The sequence below is a fragment of the Aliiglaciecola sp. genome (assembly GCF_039982535.1).
GTDB lineage: Bacteria > Pseudomonadota > Gammaproteobacteria > Enterobacterales > Alteromonadaceae > Aliiglaciecola.
In genome coordinates, this window is record NZ_JBDWYG010000033.1 from 1 (window position 1) to 17,656 (window position 17,656).

Below are 17,656 nucleotides of genomic sequence, written 5' to 3' on the forward strand. Positions count from 1 at the left end.
TATGTGTTTGCTGTAGGCGATTGCCTAATAGTCACAAAGACAGATGAAGTAAACCGCTTAGCTCAGAGATTTGGATTGATCTGAAAGAAAGATCAAAAGCACACTAATACCTATTGACTAACCTGAGGCTCATATGTGTTAAGCGCATCTGAGTGCCAAGCTCTGTGCGATTGTATGTAAGTCTTCTAAATCTTCGCTCCATAAGCCATCAATCTTCATGGTATCTATAAGCGCAAGAAAATTAGAATCAGTCAACACAACGGTTGCAGTCGTAGCGGCATAGATTGCGCTAGGTTGACACTCTAAAAGAATACCCTCTAAAAGGCTAATCAGCCGATTTTTAGACTGAGTTCGTTCATTAGACTTAAAAGTACGATACCTTTCCCAAGCGACTTCGATTGAATCGGCAGCTTGGCTTCCGATTTCAAATCGCTTCAGAACAAGTCTTTCTTGGTTATTTAGTCCGACCACATCAATACTATCTCGTCCAATTTGAGTTAATCCTCTCATACGAAATAGCCTGATAGCTAAATGTTCTCTTGGGTCTTGCAGGTAAGGATTTAATATCGGGTCAGAAATAACATTGTGAGTGCTCTTAGAGCCATTGCACTTCTTACATGATGGCAGTAGATTTTCCCACTCAACCACTTTATCTGGATTATGTTTTTTGTCCTCAAAGTGTTCAACTTCCATATATTTACTTTCTTCGGTTAAGTCACATTCGCAATAAGAACATTTACCATAACTTGAAGTAAGAAGCTGTTTTTTTATTGGGTCAGCGTTCCACACACTCGAACCAGATTTTTTGAACTCTTCAATTAGCTCTTTTACTTTTTCGGAGGTGAGAAACTTAGGCTTTGGGGATCTTTCTAACTTGATCATGAATTACCCTTTACCGCTGCCAATTGGAACTTTAGTAGCTTTCTGAGATGGTTTTCAGGATGAAGTAAAAGTTCAATCTCTTGAAAAGCCCTTTGTGATCTATCATAGTCATCGTTGTCTATTGCTGATTCAAATTCTGACATAAGTTCGTAGTAGCTATCTGTGCGAGTATCTGACATACCCATAACATCAACTAAAATTTCTTCAACAGTCCAGCCTTGGTAGCCATATTTAGTCTGTGATAGATCTTTTCGAAAAACTTTCCCATTGTCTGTAGCTAAAGCGATAATTTCTGTTGGTTTGGCACCTTGAAGTATGTGGGGGCTGTGAGTTGAGGTTATGAATTGAGCTTTGGGAAAAACACTTAATAAAATTTCCGCAATTTTCCCTTGCCACTCAGGGTGCAGATGAAGCTCAAGCTCATCGATTAGGATTACACCATCAAAGTCTTTAGCATTAATGCAAGGCTCCTTAAACCTTAATTCAATTTCCTTAATTATCCCGAATATAATTGATAGGCAAGATTTGAAACCAGAAGACAAATACTCATAATATATTTCACCATTAGGAGTATGAATCATAATCTCGTTAGAAGACGCCAAAACTTTACTAAATGAAAAGTCGTCATTTAAAAGTGAAAAGCTTATCTTAGCCAGTTCCAAATTGTTTAGTTGCTGCTCTGTCAAAGTATCTTCGTGCGCCGAATACAAATACCTATTAACGAACCAGTTCTTAACTTCATTGACATCAACGCCATTCATCGCCTCTTGGTACGAAGTGTCTCTATTTTTAATAGCATCTTTTCGTACAGCATCTAAAGACTGATACCCAAAGGTTCTAGTGACTTTTAGGGAAATAAGTTTCGGAGAATGATCTAGCAGACCTCTCATTGTTGAAGGCTTATTAGGATCGAAGTCTACTACGGAAATATTTGATGGCGTATCCACCCCGTCGATTTCAACAATAGACTTAACACTACCATTTTCCGAAGATACGTTTCTTTTAAGTATGTTGGATCTGTTAAAAGAAAATAAATGCGCAACGCATTCAAGCAAAGTTGTTTTCCCAATCCCATTTGGTCCACAAATAAAATTCATACTTTCATTGAAATCAATATCTAGGATTTCTATGCCGCCTATCCCTCTAATTTCAATTGATTTCACCTTCATGTCTATTTCCTAAATTAAGTGGAGTATCGCTATTTTTTGGCGCTTGTGCCGTCCGCGTTACTTGACTTGTTAAGCCTTGTATTTACTTTAATTGAAATATTTCTTCCCAATTCATTATTCGTAGTAGTAGCAGAAGATGACATGCCCTTTGCTACCACTTTTTTATTTAACCAACCTCCATATTTAATAAGGTATTCACTCTCATACAGGACATTGGAAACTGCAATTGCTCGATTGGTAGAAAGTAAAATGTTGTTTTTATATGCGTCAACATCATCTTCCGAGTTTTTCCATTCTCTACTTGCGGAACCAATAATTTCAATAGATTCAATGAGTTCATCATTCTTTATTAATGTTGGCAATATTTCTTTAAAGGTTCCTTCCAATACAGCATTGAACCGTTCAGATACCTTATACTCGCCAACCCCATACAATCCATAAGAGTGATTGAATGTAAAGACCATGGAGTCGGGGTTAAACCCTACTTTAAGTTCATCCAACAACGTTGAATGTAGTGACAATATATCCTTAGATAAATCAGAGAACTCTGCTTTTTTCGAATCTTTTTTCACAATAACTGACTCGGAAGGCAAGTTAAAAATTGTACTTTTTTCTCCGTATGATATTTGCAGGTAACTAAATTCGCCAACCCCTTGAAATAGTATGTTTACATTATCCAGACGGATGAATTCGTTGCCGACCGGAATAATTACATGTTTTTTTGAATCAATCTTGTTTATAGCATCAGAAACTATATCTCTGTATTTATGATCCACATAGGCTGTTACTGCTGTTTCTCTAATACCCAAATACTTCATTGATGCGCTGACTGAATTCTTGAAAAAACCCTTTATGACTACAAAAGGAACAATGAACAACATTAAGAAGGTGACAACATAGAATAGCTTTTTAGGTGCTTCATCTCTTTCCTCAAGCAAAGCAGAAAGTATAAAGCCATTCATTAATAAAGCAGCACACCAAGAAACAACTAACATAAAGTCTATCTGTTTCCAGCTAAACTCTATGTCGCTAATAAAAAAAGCTATCAAGGTAATTAAAATTACAAATGAACCAAAAATGTAAATGGAGGAATACCCCTTGAAATCATTAATCTTGGGTAACGGAGCAAATTTCTTTAAAAATAGATACAAAGGCGTGTAGAGCGTATAACCCACTGACGTGAAAACGAAATTAGCTAAAGTACATACGAAGCCAAACACAAGTGTCGACCAAATAAAAAATAGTCCGTCACCAATTTGAATGTTTTTGGGGTAAAAGCCAATGCTCGTGCAGTAGATTAATACTATTACCGCCCCTACAGCAATGCTAGCTTTTGCGACTAGGCTAGAAATGCTATTTGCCAATTCAACTTTTTTTTCCATGTTCTACTACAGTTCCAATTTAGTTAATTAGGGTTTAACGCCTTGCTAAGAGGCGAGTAATAATTGGTTAAAATGTGTAGCGAAGCGGAACTGAGCCAACTGTTACGAGTCCTGCTTGAGCAACTTGTTAGCAGTTTTTACAACTTTCCTGTTGCTTGTTATATTCCGCAATCTTCGCTTCATCTGCTTTACGCTGAGCCTCACGGTCTTTAGATGTGTAAGTATTAACGTGTAATTTTTTAGATGAAGAGTTAGTCATTCTTTCAAATTGTTCTCTGAGCTTCTTTAAATCTTCAGCCATTTTATGCAGAGGATCGCCGCCTCCAATTTCTGTAATTCCTTTTAATTCTGCAAAATCAATGGTTAACTCATTGGAATAGTTATTACCTTCAACATCGGTATAAGAAACAACTACTTCGAAAAATGGAGTGAAAATATCATCACCTTCTAGTTTTCCTTTTAGCTCAAAAAGATTAAACAAAAAGCTATTTACTTTTTGACTAATTCCTAGCGAGTGCATGCCGTTAGAAAATATATGAAGCTTTAAAAAATGATCTACGATTACATTTTCACCTTCGCGAATTTGAGCTCCGTTTTTATCGATAAACTTGAAATTTACATTTCGAGCAATGCCTTTTCCTAGGTTGCTCACATTAATCATCATCAAATTAAATGATATATCACTATTTTTAAGAGTTACTGCAACACTAGGTCGAATATTTTCTTTTCTAAGGGAATTAACTTGCTCTATTTGGGCTTCCCTTAAGTACCAAGTTTCTTTAGCTAAGATGAATGTTAAAACAGCTATAGCAACAGTAGCTAAAGCAGATACCCATGACGATAATGAGTCAGCAGTTAGAAATGAGGATAATTGAATTTGGCTACCTGCCACCATTCCAAGTATGAAAATTAGCGGAGCACTTACAAGCCCAATAACTGATACTAGAGGAATCAAACTTCTCTCATTTTTCCGTTTACTCATAGCTATCCTTAAACTGCTAACGCTTATTATCGAGCATGTCGTATATGCAATTGCTCGTTTTGTTTTTAATTGCTGTCAATTACGGCTCTTACCTTTTGATTTAATTAAGTATTTACTACCTTCATTCCCTCAAAATAATAAGAGATCCAAAAAGCAAAAGGAGACCTGACTTTAACGCGACTTTTATGCTTCCTATTAAAAACTATGTGAAGAATATTTTCCATAGTTAAATTATTAACTTATCGATTTTATGAAAAGCAAAGTGAGACTTGAAGAATTTACATAATAGGAAGCAATCTTAGCATTAATTTAGAATATGTATTATTACTGTATATAAATGCAGTTGTATTTGCAGTGGGTAATATTATGTCAAAGTCACCTTTTTATAGAATCTATTCGAATTATTTTACGGACCAAAAGGTATAGCATAAAAACTGAAAAGGCTTACCTTCATTGGATTAGGCTATTTATTTCAACGGTAAGCGTGATCCTAAAGATATTGGTGAATTAGAGGTTGATCAGTTTTTATCACAACTTGCTATAGCGTTAAAAGTCTCGCCAACCACTTAAAATCAAGCCTTGTGTGCCTTGATTTTTATGTATGCCCTCATCACCTTCATCAAACAGGGGGTCGAAAGGCCCTAAAGAAAGCAGTGCAAGAATTACTAGGGCATGATGATGTAAAAACTACGCAAATTTACACTCACGCTTTAGGTAAGCATAAATCTGGAGCAATAAGTCCAATGGATGCGAGATGAAATATCAAAAGTTGTTGCACTCCGCTTCAGCGACACTCTACGACCGACCGCTTTTAGGCTCAAAGCTGACAGTCAGAGAGCTTATGCACAACGACTGCAAATGGCTGTCACTCAACTTTCAGCTGAATATGTACTATCCCCGTAAACAAAAAAGCTTTACGTGAGAGAATTAGAGAAGATAACCTGTAGTTTGTTGCCAGACTACATATTGGCTTTCAAGAGTAAGTAAACTTGAAGAGTAGTTAATTCTTGAACGAGATTCTCGTTTCGAGTGACGATTGCCACATTACTCCTCCTTAAACTAATTAGCCCTAAATTGAGGGGTAAGATTAAAGCTATTTTATTTGTGCGATATCTCGTACATGACTGTAAGTCTTAAGCGGAATAAACCCCTAGAGTAATGCTTACCATTTATTTAACTATATGAATATATTGAATTAATTTTCATAATGTAGACTTTAGTATAATGGCTTACAAAAAAAGCGTGCTCGGGGTACTGGTACAAACTTTTAATTCCTTTATCTTATATCTCGTCACAGGGAAATACGACGGGTCAGGAAGACTTAAGGATAGCCAAAGGGACACTTTCAATGGATGAAAGTAAATGTTCAAGGTGAACATTAAGTAAAGGACAACATACACAGGGATAGTTAAGGAAGAACAGGGACAATCTTAAGGAAGAGAAATACTGTAAGTAAGGATGTACAGTTATTTAAGGATTCATGGAAAGGGACTCACTCAGGGAGAGTGACTCACTTAAGGATGAGCGAGATTAGAAGGAAAGGGGTGTATATGGATGTTGACCGGGATGGTTTAATAGCGAAGGATAGCTGAGAGGGATTCTCAAAATTTCTAAGGTGTGTCTAATTTATTAGACACACCTTTTTTATTTGTAGCGTGTTTAAACTCTAAGATTTAATGTAGTTTATTGTGCCACTGAAGCAAACCCTGTTTTAATTCTTCAATAACTATGGGTTTACTAAGGTAGCCATCCATTCCAGCATCTAAACATCTCTCTTTATCCCCCTTCATCGCATTTGCCGTTAATGCAATAATTGGAATATTTGGATCAAACTTACCCCCTTTATGAGCGCGAATTATTCTGCTGGCTTCATAACCATCCATAACGGGCATTTGGCAGTCCATCAAAACAATATCAAAGGCTGTGGATGCGCGCGTTAGATGTTCTATAGCCTCTAATCCGTTATTTGCTACTTCTGTTATACACTCTAAATTATTAAGCATTTCATTGGCTACAGTCTGATTAATTTGATTGTCCTCAACTAACAATATGCGTGGCTTTCCAATTAAATTATGACTGGCATTGTGGCGTGTTATAAGCTCATAGTCTTGGTGCGATTTTTGTTCTTTTTCACTTTTATGATTAGCTATTTGGCTTATTGCCGAGAATAAATCGTCGTTTTTAATGGGTTTATGGAAAAACGCATCAAAACCAATACTTTTGAATTTCTGAGCATCTCCCCGCTTTGCAACTGATGTCATCAAAATCATATTTAAATATGCGAATCTTTCGTCACTCTTGATTGCTTTTCCTAATTCCATACCATTTATGCCTGGCATATCAGCATCGATAATTGCAATATCTATATTGTTTTTCATTTCACAGTGTTTACGCAGTAACTTTAACGCTTCAGGAGAATTCTTCGCTTGCATCACTGTTATATTTTCAGAAACTAGAATAGATGATAAAACTTCTCTATTGGTTTGATTATCGTCTACTACCAATACACTCAGGTTGGCTAAATTAGCACAAGATAAGTCGTAATTTTGGTCGCTGTGATCATTTTTAGCGGGCTCAAACTCGAGGGTAAACCAAAACTCGGAACCTTTTTGCCATTCGCTGTTAACGCCTATTTCTCCAGATAATAATTCAACAAGTTCTTTGGCGATGGATAAGCCTAAACCTGTACCACCAAATTTACGGGTGGTAGATGCATCTACTTGGCTAAACTTATGGAATAACTGCTGTTGCTTCTCTTGTGAAATTCCAATTCCAGAATCGACGACACAAAATATTAGTTTGTTTTCGCTAAGCAAGTTTACTTTAATGACTATTTCGCCTTTTTGGGTAAATTTGATAGCGTTACTTGTAAGATTGGTCAGTATTTGTCTTATTCTTCCAGGATCACCTTGAATCCATCTTGGTACATTCGGGTGCATAGAAAATATAAGTTCTAACTGTTTTTCTTGAGCTCGGATGGAGAAGCTTTCAACAAATTTATTTAGCATCTCATGTAAATCAAACTCAATAACTTCAATTTCTAATTTGCCAGCTTCAATCTTTGAAAAATCTAAAATATCATTAATCAAGGTCAGTAAAATGTGTCCGCTGTTTTGCGCAAGCTCTGCATACTTCAGCTGTTGTTCCGACAAAGGCGTATTTAGCAATAGATCATTCATTCCAATAATGCCGTTTATCGGTGTTCGAATCTCATGGCTCATGTTTGCTAAGAAATCACTTTTGGCCTGACTGGCAACTTTAGCCTTTTCTTCAGCCTCTTTAAGCTCCGTTATGTCTTGGAAAGCGCCACGCAGTATCACATCCCCATTTTGGTTATGTTCTCTAAAGCCAAATGATTTAACCCATATTTTATTGTTTTTTGCTGTGACAAATGGCAACTGGAAATTGAATGGAATATTATTTATGGTCGCTTCGCTTAATGCATCTTTAACTTTTTGTCGATGTTCAGGTAGGTAAAAGTTAATTGCATTTTCGACATCAACTTTGCTACCAATAGGAAGCTCGTGGATACGGTAAACCTCATCAGACCAATATACATCGTTAGTGCTCATATTTACTTCCCAAGCACCCAACTTAGCAACTCTTCCAGTCGCCCTTAATAACGACGCGCTTCGTTCTTTTTCCTCTTCAATATGCTTAAATTCAGAAATATCACGTCCAATTAGCAAAAATCCTTCAACGTCTTTATCTGCATTCATCACCGCCGTTACCGCTAACTGGATTGGAATTGTCTTGCCATTTTTGTTTACAAATTGAGTTTCATATTCATCAGCAATACCCTGTCTGGCTGAGTAGGTTATAGACTCTATACCTGGAGGAATAAGGGTACCTATTTTTTTACTGAGCTGCTTAGCGTGGTCATTCAAAGCTTCTGGAGTGAAAAATAACTCTGGTCTCAACCGGCCCACTACTTCTTGACGATCGTACTCCAACGTTTTCTCTGCAAAACTATTGTAAGTAATAATGTGGCCAGTTAAGTCTGTGGACATAACAATTAGGTTTGCGCTATTTAAAATAGCTTCCTGCATATTGCTGTAATTTACTAACTCTAGCTCTTGTTGTTTGGGTTTTGAAATATCTGTGGCAACAACAATAATTCGTTCAACGGCATTATTTTCCTTTATGGGTTTTATATTTGCACGTAACCAAACCGTCTGTTTTTGCTTATTGTAATGAATCAACTCATAGCTATAACTTTTACCTTCTGCAATCGCTAGTTTGATTTCCTGTACTGTTGAGGTGTCTGTCTTAGGACCAAAAAGAAAGTTCCTTGGTGATTGACCTTTAATTTCTTCCAGTGAGTATCCACTTAATTTAACAAAAGCGGGATTTACCCACTCAATAATCATATTAGCGTTGCACACCATGATTGCATTTTCAGCTTCTTGAACAATAGTCGCTAGAAATTCGTTTTCCGCTTTACTTTCTAATAACTTTTGCTGTGTTTCATATTGTTCCGTTAAGTCAATATTGATGCCGGTAAACTTCAAGGCGTTATTATCAGCTGTTTGAATAACTTGCCCAAAACTTTGGATGTATTTGTTACTACCCGAAGATGTTTTGATCCTAAACTCGGCTTCGTATTTGCAATTTAAGGCATCTGCTTGCTGAAATTCGTTGATTGCCATTTCACGATCTTCGGGATGAATAAATGAAAACCAATCTTGCAAATCGGTAGAGTAATGCTCTGCATTCACACCATACAAGCGGCACATCTGTTCGTCCCATATAACTTTCTGCGATGAGAAGTCATATTGCCAAACGCCAATACCAGATTGTTTGGCTACCTCGTACCTAGCTAATAAATTGTTGACAACGGTTTGTGCCGATACTAACTTTTTAGCTGGACTAAAAGAGATGATCCATCCTTCAAATTGCTCTTTTGGTAATTGATCGATTACAGCAGTGACATAATGGATGGCAAACGTGGGTGTGGAAATAGCGATTGGCTCACCCGCATTTAATTCTGTATGAACCCTGGGCAGGCGAGTGTTAGCTGTTTGTTCAAAAAACTCATCAAAGATAGATTTGCTATGATTTAAGGTGAAGAGATCGCAAACCTGTTTTCCTATTAACGAGGGGGTATCAACATCGAATAGTTGCCCAGCAGCATGGTTTGAGTTTGCGATCTTACCTTCTAAATCACAAACTATCATTGCGATGGAACTTTGCTCATATAAGGATTGAGCAACAGCCTGGTTCCAATTGTCTTGTTTTGCCACGATCAAATATCCTAATAATAGAGTTCTCTACCTCTTATAAGTATAGATAAATAACTCTTTTTATACGGTCAATTTTATAACTTCCGTAAACCACTAAATAAGCTAAAAGCGGAAACATGTTTAGCTCAAACTGCATTAGTACTTAGATCTGCTAATTTATTGAAAACACCGAACTATGGCAAATCGAATTACAGCAAGCATATTGGCTTAAAGTTTGCCTTAAAAAAACAGAAACTTTGCAATCCACCTAAATTTAGTTAAATAAGTTGAAAAAAAGGTCGGATTGCGTCAAATAAGTGCATCTCAATACAGTCAGATAGCAAAAAGGATCAAAATGACAACTAAAGCCAGTGGAAACTTTACCCAATTTTTAAGCCTACTCCTTGTTTGTATATCAATGACGGTAGTTGCGAAAAGCGAGTTTGATGTTTTAGTTGATAAAAACTTCAAGGAAACAATTTTATTGCATAAAGAACTGGTCAGTATTCCCAATTTACCTGCGAATACCGAACAAATGCTTGAAAATATCCACTGGGCAGAAAATCAATACAAAACCTTGGACTTCCAAACGACATTGTTAGAAAGCGATTCTTTGCCAATTCTGATGGCCGAAAAGGTTTTTGATCCGAATTATAAAACTATCTTGTTTTACTTCCATATTGATGGACAACCTGTATATCCAAAAGCTTGGGAACAAGCTGATCCATTTATTCCTGAGTTAAAAGAAAAAGATGCTAACGGAGAATGGCATACAATCGATTGGCAAAAGCTAGATGATAAAATTGATGATGAGTGGCGTATTTTTGCACGGGCTGCTGCGGATGATAAAGCCCCTATAACAATGTTTATAACCGCACTTAAAACCCTTAGGCTGAGAGGGGAGCAACCTAAAATAAACGTTAAAGTGATTTTCGATCCTGAGGAGGAATATGGATCTGCGGGGTTGAAGTCAACCTTAACTAAATACAAACAGCGTTATAAGGCAGACTATTTTATTGTGATGGATGGGCCTGCCCATGATTCCAACAAACCAACGGTCACTTTTGGATGTAGAGGTATAGTCAGTGCAAGTATCACTACATTTGGTGCTAAATCACCGCAACATAGCGGACATTTTGGCAATTTTTCTCCTAATCCGGTGTTTGGCTTAGCTAATATTTTATCTTCGATGAAAGATGAACAGGGCAGGGTGTTGATTGAAGATTATTATGAAGGAATTTCATTTAATCCAAAAACACAAAAACTACTCGACTCTGTCCCATTTAAAAGTGAAGAAGTTAATCGTCAGTTAGGCATACATTCTGCTGAAAAAGTAGGTGCAAACTATCAACAAGCTTTGCAATATCCGTCATTAAATGTACGTCAAATCGGTACATCATGGAAAGGAGAGGGCCTTAAAACGGTTATTCCAGAATTTGCTACTGCAAACCTAGATATTCGGTTAGTGCCTGAAACAAGTGCCAAAGTGCAATTAGGTAAAATTAAAAAACACATCGAAGGATTAAGCTATTACGTCATTGACAAGGAACCTAGTGACGCTGAGCGCCGTCAATATAAACATATCGTTAAATTCAACGGGTCAAATGGCTTAAGTGCATTTCGAACGGATCCTGAATCGCATTTTGGACTACAAGTACGAGCAAGCCTAGCTAATGGGCTAGGGGAGGAACCTGTTGTTATTCGGATGATGGGCGGTACAGTGCCAATTGTACCGATAATCAATGCTTTGAATATTCCAACGGTTATTGTACCTATGGTGAATATGGACAATAACCAACACAGCCCAAATGAAAATATTCGTATCGGTAATATTCGCCAAGGTATTCATATCTCATTGTCTTTATTAAACTCAACTTTCTAGCATTTATTGAGGTGATAAAGTCACCTCATTGCTCATTTTCTTTAATTCATTTAGCGAGTTTGACTTTAGGTTTAACGCACTTTTACAGTGACATTATTGGCAACTGTGTCGTTTGTTAATTACAATAGCGAAAATTTCTTATTAGAGGTTAACGCTTGTCAAACGCTCGGGTTAAAGCCCCACCATTTAAAATGTCTTTCTTATTGCCTCAATATTGGCCTGTTTGGTTGAGTGTCGGTCTACTTTATAGCATTTCATGGCTACCTTACCGATTGCAGTTAGTTATCGGTAAAGGCCTCAGCTTTTTATTAAAAGTATTCGGTAAGAAGCGTGTTGCTGTTGCCAAGCGTAACCTAGAACTGTGTTTTCCTGAAAAAACTGAAGCCCAGCGGGAAGCGTTATTAGCAAAAAATATTGAGTATGCTGGAATGGCTGTTCTTGAGTCTAGCATGGGCTGGTGGTGGCCAGATTGGCGGGTTAGACGTCATTCAGAAATTGAGGGTTATGAACACGTTCAAGCGATATTAGATAAAGGCAAAGGGGTTTTTGGTTTAGCCATTCATAATATGAATTTGGAACTTGGCTGTCGAATTGCAGGTCTAAAAAATCCATCAGTGGCATTTTATCGCAAACATAATAATGCGTTGATGGAATACATGCAGTATCACGGTAGAGCTCGTTCTAATAAGTACATGATCCATAAACGCAATGCTAAAGGGTTAATCAAGGCATTAAATCAAAAGGAAGTGTGTTTTTATTTACCGGATCAAGACTATGGGCGTCAATTTAGTGAATTTGTACCTTTTTTTGCAGTACAAGAAGTGGCTTCAACTAAAGGAACCATGTTGTTTGCTAAGAACTCTAATAGTGAGATGGTGTTTATTGTTTCAGTGCGCACTCAAGACGGTTACAAAGTTAAATTTGTACCAGGTCTTAATCATTTTCCGTCTGGAGACGATAAACAAGATATAGCTAGAATAAATCAAAAAATTGAAGAGTTAGTTAATATCGCTCCTGAGCAATATCTTTGGATGCATAAGAGGTTCAAAACTCGTCCTAATGAGGATGAACCTTCACTTTATGATTAACCATTCAATTGCGAAATGAGGCTCTTAAAATGAGCAAAAGAACATCTAACTTTTTATTTTGGGCGAAGCACATTGGCTTAGCCATAGCGTTGATTATTATTGCGGCCATCGTCTTAAACCTGCAACGTTTTAATATGTCGAGCCCAAAGCCTGAGGGGCAATCGGAACAAAAAAGTGTATCTCAGGGTATGACGGATTTCTATGCTGCGTATAGAATGTCATCTTCCAAACCCTTTGAAGACGACATCGGTGATTTTGTTCTACCTGTTAACCCTCCCAAAGAGCCATTAGAGCAACGTTTGCGGAAAATGGTAAGTATTCAAAGTAATATTAATTCTAGATGGGTAGGAGAGCATAAGTATCGGAGCTTCCGCGCGGGTAGTACGCTTCGAGAAGCTATCACAAATTATGCCCAATCAGAGGGGATGCAAGTATTATGGGAGTTGGATAAAGACTTTATTATCAAAAGTCAGTTTCAATTGGACGATACCATTACAGGTTCTGTGGCAGAAATCGCCAGTGCAGTGAATGGCAGTTTCGAGGGTGAAGTGAAAGCCTATATTTGTCCTAAACAACGTTCAATGATTGTCACTCAAGAAATCAATGACTATGTTCGTAAGAATTGTTATTTACTTGAGTAACCATCTCATACAAATAGGCTTTACGGTTTAAACTGTTAACCTAAACCAGCAATTAAGTGGGCTGATTAAAGGTTGCGTCCCAAATCGCTTTTACGTTTTTTTGGTGCTCTGAATACTGACTTTTATCAACTAAATTGTCTTTTTCTAATAGGGTTAATCGGTGTGAGCGGTTACGGTAATCTAAATAAGCCTCTGTTAGTTGAGCCTTATCATCAGCACTAATGCAGTTAGCAACACACAACTGTTCTAGTAGTCGAATATTATCTGACCAATCTACCATCTTAGGAAAATGTTGCGCATTTTTCAGGACCCAAAACTGCACTAAAAACTCTATATCCGCCATTGCCCCAGCATCTTGCTTAACATCTAACCAGTTTTCGTTTCCTTTGTTTAAATGATCACGCATTTTTTGCCGCATGTTTGCAACATCTTGTTGTAGGGTATTGATATCTCTGGAGCGGCACAAAATATCCCGTCTGATGGCCTCAATGCGTTGGGTGAAATCTGGACTTCCAATAACCACTCTTGCACGCACTAGAGCTTGATGCTCCCAGGTCCAAGCTTCTTGTAATTGATATTGTTCAAAACCATTTACATGGCATACTAATAGACCCGCGTTGCCCGAGGGGCGCAAGCGCATATCTATTTCATACAATTGACCTGATGGGGTTTTGGTCATAAATAAATGCATAATACGTTGCGCAAGTTTGGTATAAAACTGGTTTGCTTCAATGGATTTTTTTCCATTTGTCATGGTTTGTGAATCACATTCGTGGACAAATACTAAATCTAGATCTGAACCATAACCGAGCTCTATTCCGCCTAGTTTTCCGTAGCCGATAACGGCAAATTTTTTGTCTTGCTCAGAACTGCCTTCAGGAATACCGTATTTTTCCTTCATTTGATCCCAAGCCATATTCACCACTTCACGGATAATTGCTTCGGCCAAAAACGTTAGGTGATCACTAACTTTCATTATCGGTAAAACACCGGTAACATCTGCAGCCGCAATTTTAAGTTGCTGAATTTGTTTAAACTGTCTGAGGGTTTCCATTTGTAGCTCAAGATCATCAGGCTCAACACGCAATAATGATTGACGTAATTCATCTGGATAATCGTTTAACTCTGTAGGATGATAGAGCAATACGGGATTGAGCAATTCATCTAACAAAATGGGATACTTGGCTATCTGTTCTGCTATCCATGGACTGGCGTGACATAACCTTACAAGTTGGTGTTGAGCGCCCTGGTTTTCAACGAGTAACTGTAGGTAGGTTGTCCTTCTTATCACGGTCAACAGAATATGCGCAATTCGTTCTAGCAATATTGATAATTCGCTGCCGTCCAAGTTGGTTTGATTTAACGAGATAATATTGGCTAACAACTGCGGGACTAGTGTGTTCAACGCCACTATTGCTTTTGGCGATGGGTGTTTTTTAACGACCTGACTTTTTAGTTCAATGATGTGTTTGGCGAGCAATTCAGCGGTTTCATTAGAGGCTAGTTGAGCAAATAGGTCGGAAATTTCTTGAGGTGTTAGATCTAATTTCCAAGCATCTACAAAGGCACTGATATGAGTGGTTTCTTGGGTCTCACTTTCATTCGGATTATCGCCGATTAACATTTGAAACTGTTGATTGATCCACGCGCTATGTTCATTCAACTGTTGTTGCAACAAAGAATAGTCTTCACAATTCATGACTTTAGCTAAGCGTTCTTGATCTAACGGCGTATCTGGTAATACTTGGGTTTGTTTATCTGCAAATTGTTGTAAGCAATGCTCTACCTTTCGTAAGAACAAATAGCTTTGTCGAAGGTGTACGTATTCGTCCTCAGGCAGTAAATCTAACTCGGTCAGTTGTTCAAGGGTATAGAGTATACTGGGAAATTGTAAACGTGGCTCTCGTCCACCTTTTATTAATTGAAAGCTCTGTGCAATGAATTCCACTTCACGGATCCCACCTGACCCTAGCTTTATATTATTGGTTAAACCTCGGCGTCTGACTTCTTGGTTAATTAAGGATTTCATTTCTCTGAGGGAGTCGATAGCACTGTAATCTAAGTAACGACGATATATAAATGGCTTGAGTATGTTATGTAACTCTTCGGCATATTCAGAATGGTCATTCAGAATACGTGCTTTTACCATGGCATAACGTTCCCACTCACGACCTTGTTCTTGATAATAATCTTCAAAGGCGGCCATATGCATGACCAGTGGACCACTTTCACCTAAAGGGCGCAGTCTCATATCAACACGGAACACCTGACCTTGTTGATTTGTATGATGTAAAGCGTGGATCAGGCGTTGTGCCAGGCGGCTGAAAAATTGTTGATGCTCTAAGGTTTTTTTACCGTTTACGATTTCACCTTTGCTTGGGTAGCAAAAAATCAGGTCGATATCAGAAGAAAAGTTAAGTTCTTTACCGCCAAGTTTGCCCATGCCTAAAATTAACAGAGGTTGGGGGCCGAACTCACCCATAGGCGTACCGTAACGTTGACACAGGTTTTCATAAAGCCAAAAGTAGGCACCATTTATAAGTGCATCAGCTAATTCAGAAGTGTGTATTAACGAGTGCTCAATTGATTGTAAGTTTAATAAGTCCAGTGCTGCGATAGCGACCATATGTTGTTTCCGAAATATCCGCAAACAATCCAACAACTCAGCCTCTGTTGAAACTTTCTCAAGTTGCGCACTTAACTCTGCTTGGTAATTAATTGTTTGTGTTGGATTTTCTAGGGTATCTAGCAAAGCAGGGAGTTTTAACGGATCTGATAGTAAGGTATCACGTATGAAGTCACTCAATCCTAATAGCTGTTTTAATTGGGTTTTGATCCCTTCTGGTTGGGTTTCCACTGATGAGATTTCAGATAATTGCAGCCAGTATTTATCAGCAGTTTTATTGAGTATTGAAAAAGAAGTATTCATAGTGATATTAACCAAATTTGAGTCGTCTTGCGTGATCTTAAACAACAATGCTATATCATGTGTCGGTACAATCAATAGGTTAAATCAATTCGTTGTTAAATCTGAACTTTTAATTTGTTTTTAGCGTTTAACTGTTAATATTAACTTTAGAATACCTGAAGTTTGGAAGGCTTATTTATGCAAGATTTGGTGAATTTGGTGCCGTTGTTACCTGAAACTTGGTTTTACCTTGGCATTGATATTTGCATTGCCATTTGTTTGCTATTTGCATTGCGTTTAATGTCAGGGCGAATGGCGTCGGTTAGTACAACGGAAGAATTGGGGTCTCAGGATAATATCGCTTTTGGCATCAGTGTTGCTGGACGTATGTTAGCGCTTTGTCTTGTATTATCAGCAGCGGCAGCAAGTTCCGATACTAATGGCTTTGAAGAAGCCGCAATGAGTATGTTGTTATACGGTTTAGTTGGTATCTTTTTGATAAAAATTGGCCGGATATTACACGACAAGATTATTCTAAATCGCATTAACAAAGAAGCGATGATTAAAGATCGTAACACCAGCGTTGCCATAGTTGACGCTGCCAGTTCCGTTTCTACCGCTCTGATAGTCAGCAATGTTATGTTGTGGGTCATAGGTACTGATTTGAATGCATTATTCGCCGTCATATCAGGGTTTATTGTCACCCAAGCCATTTTATTATTGAGAACAAGAATTTATGAACGGCGCTTTTTAGCGTTAAGCCAAAGTAATACATTCCAACAAACCATTGCCAAGGGCCAATTGGCAGTTGCTATTCAACATTCAGGAAATTTACTTGCCACGGCAATAGTGGTTTCTGCTAGCAGCAGTCTTTTAATTTATAGCCCTCAAGGTTATGTCAGTAATTTAACTGGTTGGCTCATTGTGGGAATGGGATTGACTTTAATGTTGCTTGTTTTGGTGATAGTGGCTAAGAAGATCATTTTAGCCGGATTAAATTTAGCCCAAGAGGTAGAGCAGCAGCATAATATTGGTGTAGCTAGCATTGAAATGGTGCTTAGTGTAGGTATTGCGTTAATTGTTAGTGGCTTATTTACTTAATTCCATAGAAGCAATATTACGTTTTCTGATTGGACTATTTTGCGATTCTATCAGTTACTTCTAGTTGTAGGTTATTAAGTTGGGTTGGCTCAATTTTTATGGGGTTTGTGGGGAGGTTTTGCTGACCTTGGATAATCTTTAACTTTGTCGCTTTCGTTTGTTTCTTGAACCAATATTCGGATTTTAGAGCCGATGACTGATCTTCCATTATTGCAGCAAATTTCAATTTTAGGGGACCTTTTCCTCTAAGTGCTTTAGCACAACGTTTTGAGTTGCTAGCATGTTCATAAAAGCGTCGTGCTAAATCAGTACAAATTCCACAATAGGTCATTCCTAGGCGGTTTTCGAGAACGTAAATAAACCATTTTGTGTCAGCCATATAACCCCTATTTAGCTTTT

Annotated in this window: 11 protein-coding genes; 4 read left to right on the forward strand and 7 right to left on the reverse strand. The window is 37.8% G+C overall.

The genetic code is table 11. The annotated features are described in order from the left end of the window. Positions 1-138: 138 nt before the first annotated feature. From ABJV04_RS07290 to ABJV04_RS07310, 5 genes are all read right to left on the reverse strand, one after another. On the reverse strand, positions 139-882 hold the full coding sequence (locus ABJV04_RS07290; RefSeq protein ID WP_348490712.1) for an HNH endonuclease: 744 nt from the start codon (positions 880-882) through the stop codon (positions 139-141). Further along, entirely contained in the window at positions 879-2,051 is a 1,173-nt protein-coding gene (locus tag ABJV04_RS07295; protein WP_348490713.1) for an AAA family ATPase, read from the reverse strand. The genes ABJV04_RS07290 and ABJV04_RS07295 overlap by 4 nt, the downstream gene beginning before the upstream one ends. 29 nt (positions 2,052-2,080) lie before the next feature. Next, positions 2,081-3,433, reverse strand: coding sequence for a hypothetical protein (locus ABJV04_RS07300; RefSeq protein ID WP_348490715.1), 1,353 nt, complete (start codon positions 3,431-3,433; stop codon positions 2,081-2,083). Positions 3,434-3,560: 127 nt separating this feature from the next. Then, the gene (locus ABJV04_RS07305; protein ID WP_348490717.1) at positions 3,561-4,415 is read right to left on the reverse strand and encodes a hypothetical protein; all 855 of its coding nucleotides are present in this window, start codon (positions 4,413-4,415) and stop codon (positions 3,561-3,563) included. 1,673 nt (positions 4,416-6,088) lie between these two features. Then, complete coding sequence (locus ABJV04_RS07310) at positions 6,089-9,658, reverse strand: response regulator (protein ID WP_348490719.1); 3,570 nt, start codon at positions 9,656-9,658, stop codon at positions 6,089-6,091. Between the two features lie 334 nt (positions 9,659-9,992). Between ABJV04_RS07310 and ABJV04_RS07315 the strand changes: the two genes are divergently transcribed. The 3 genes from ABJV04_RS07315 (at position 9,993) to ABJV04_RS07325 (ending at position 13,248) form a co-directional block, all read left to right on the forward strand. After that, positions 9,993-11,519 carry a M20/M25/M40 family metallo-hydrolase gene (locus ABJV04_RS07315; RefSeq protein ID WP_348490720.1) on the forward strand — a complete coding sequence of 509 codons (1,527 nt, stop codon included), beginning with the start codon at positions 9,993-9,995 and terminating at the stop codon, positions 11,517-11,519. A gap of 155 nt (positions 11,520-11,674) precedes the next feature. Beyond that, positions 11,675-12,607: an LpxL/LpxP family Kdo(2)-lipid IV(A) lauroyl/palmitoleoyl acyltransferase gene (gene lpxL, locus ABJV04_RS07320; RefSeq protein ID WP_348490722.1), complete on the forward strand. Its 933-nt coding sequence runs from the start codon at positions 11,675-11,677 to the stop codon at positions 12,605-12,607. A gap of 29 nt (positions 12,608-12,636) precedes the next feature. Further along, a complete protein-coding gene (locus ABJV04_RS07325; RefSeq protein WP_348490724.1) occupies positions 12,637-13,248 on the forward strand; it encodes a TcpQ domain-containing protein in 612 nt (203 codons plus the stop codon). A 52-nt stretch (positions 13,249-13,300) separates the two neighbouring features. Here the strand turns inward: ABJV04_RS07325 and glnE are convergent, their stop codons facing one another. Further along, positions 13,301-16,177 carry a bifunctional [glutamate--ammonia ligase]-adenylyl-L-tyrosine phosphorylase/[glutamate--ammonia-ligase] adenylyltransferase gene (gene glnE, locus ABJV04_RS07330; protein WP_348490726.1) on the reverse strand — a complete coding sequence of 959 codons (2,877 nt, stop codon included), beginning with the start codon at positions 16,175-16,177 and terminating at the stop codon, positions 13,301-13,303. A 177-nt stretch (positions 16,178-16,354) separates the two neighbouring features. Between glnE and ABJV04_RS07335 the strand changes: the two genes are divergently transcribed. Beyond that, positions 16,355-17,257: a DUF350 domain-containing protein gene (locus tag ABJV04_RS07335; RefSeq protein WP_348490727.1), complete on the forward strand. Its 903-nt coding sequence runs from the start codon at positions 16,355-16,357 to the stop codon at positions 17,255-17,257. 34 nt (positions 17,258-17,291) lie between these two features. Here the strand turns inward: ABJV04_RS07335 and ABJV04_RS07340 are convergent, their stop codons facing one another. Beyond that, the gene (locus tag ABJV04_RS07340; RefSeq protein WP_348490729.1) at positions 17,292-17,636 is read right to left on the reverse strand and encodes a GIY-YIG nuclease family protein; all 345 of its coding nucleotides are present in this window, start codon (positions 17,634-17,636) and stop codon (positions 17,292-17,294) included. Positions 17,637-17,656: the final 20 nt, after the last annotated feature.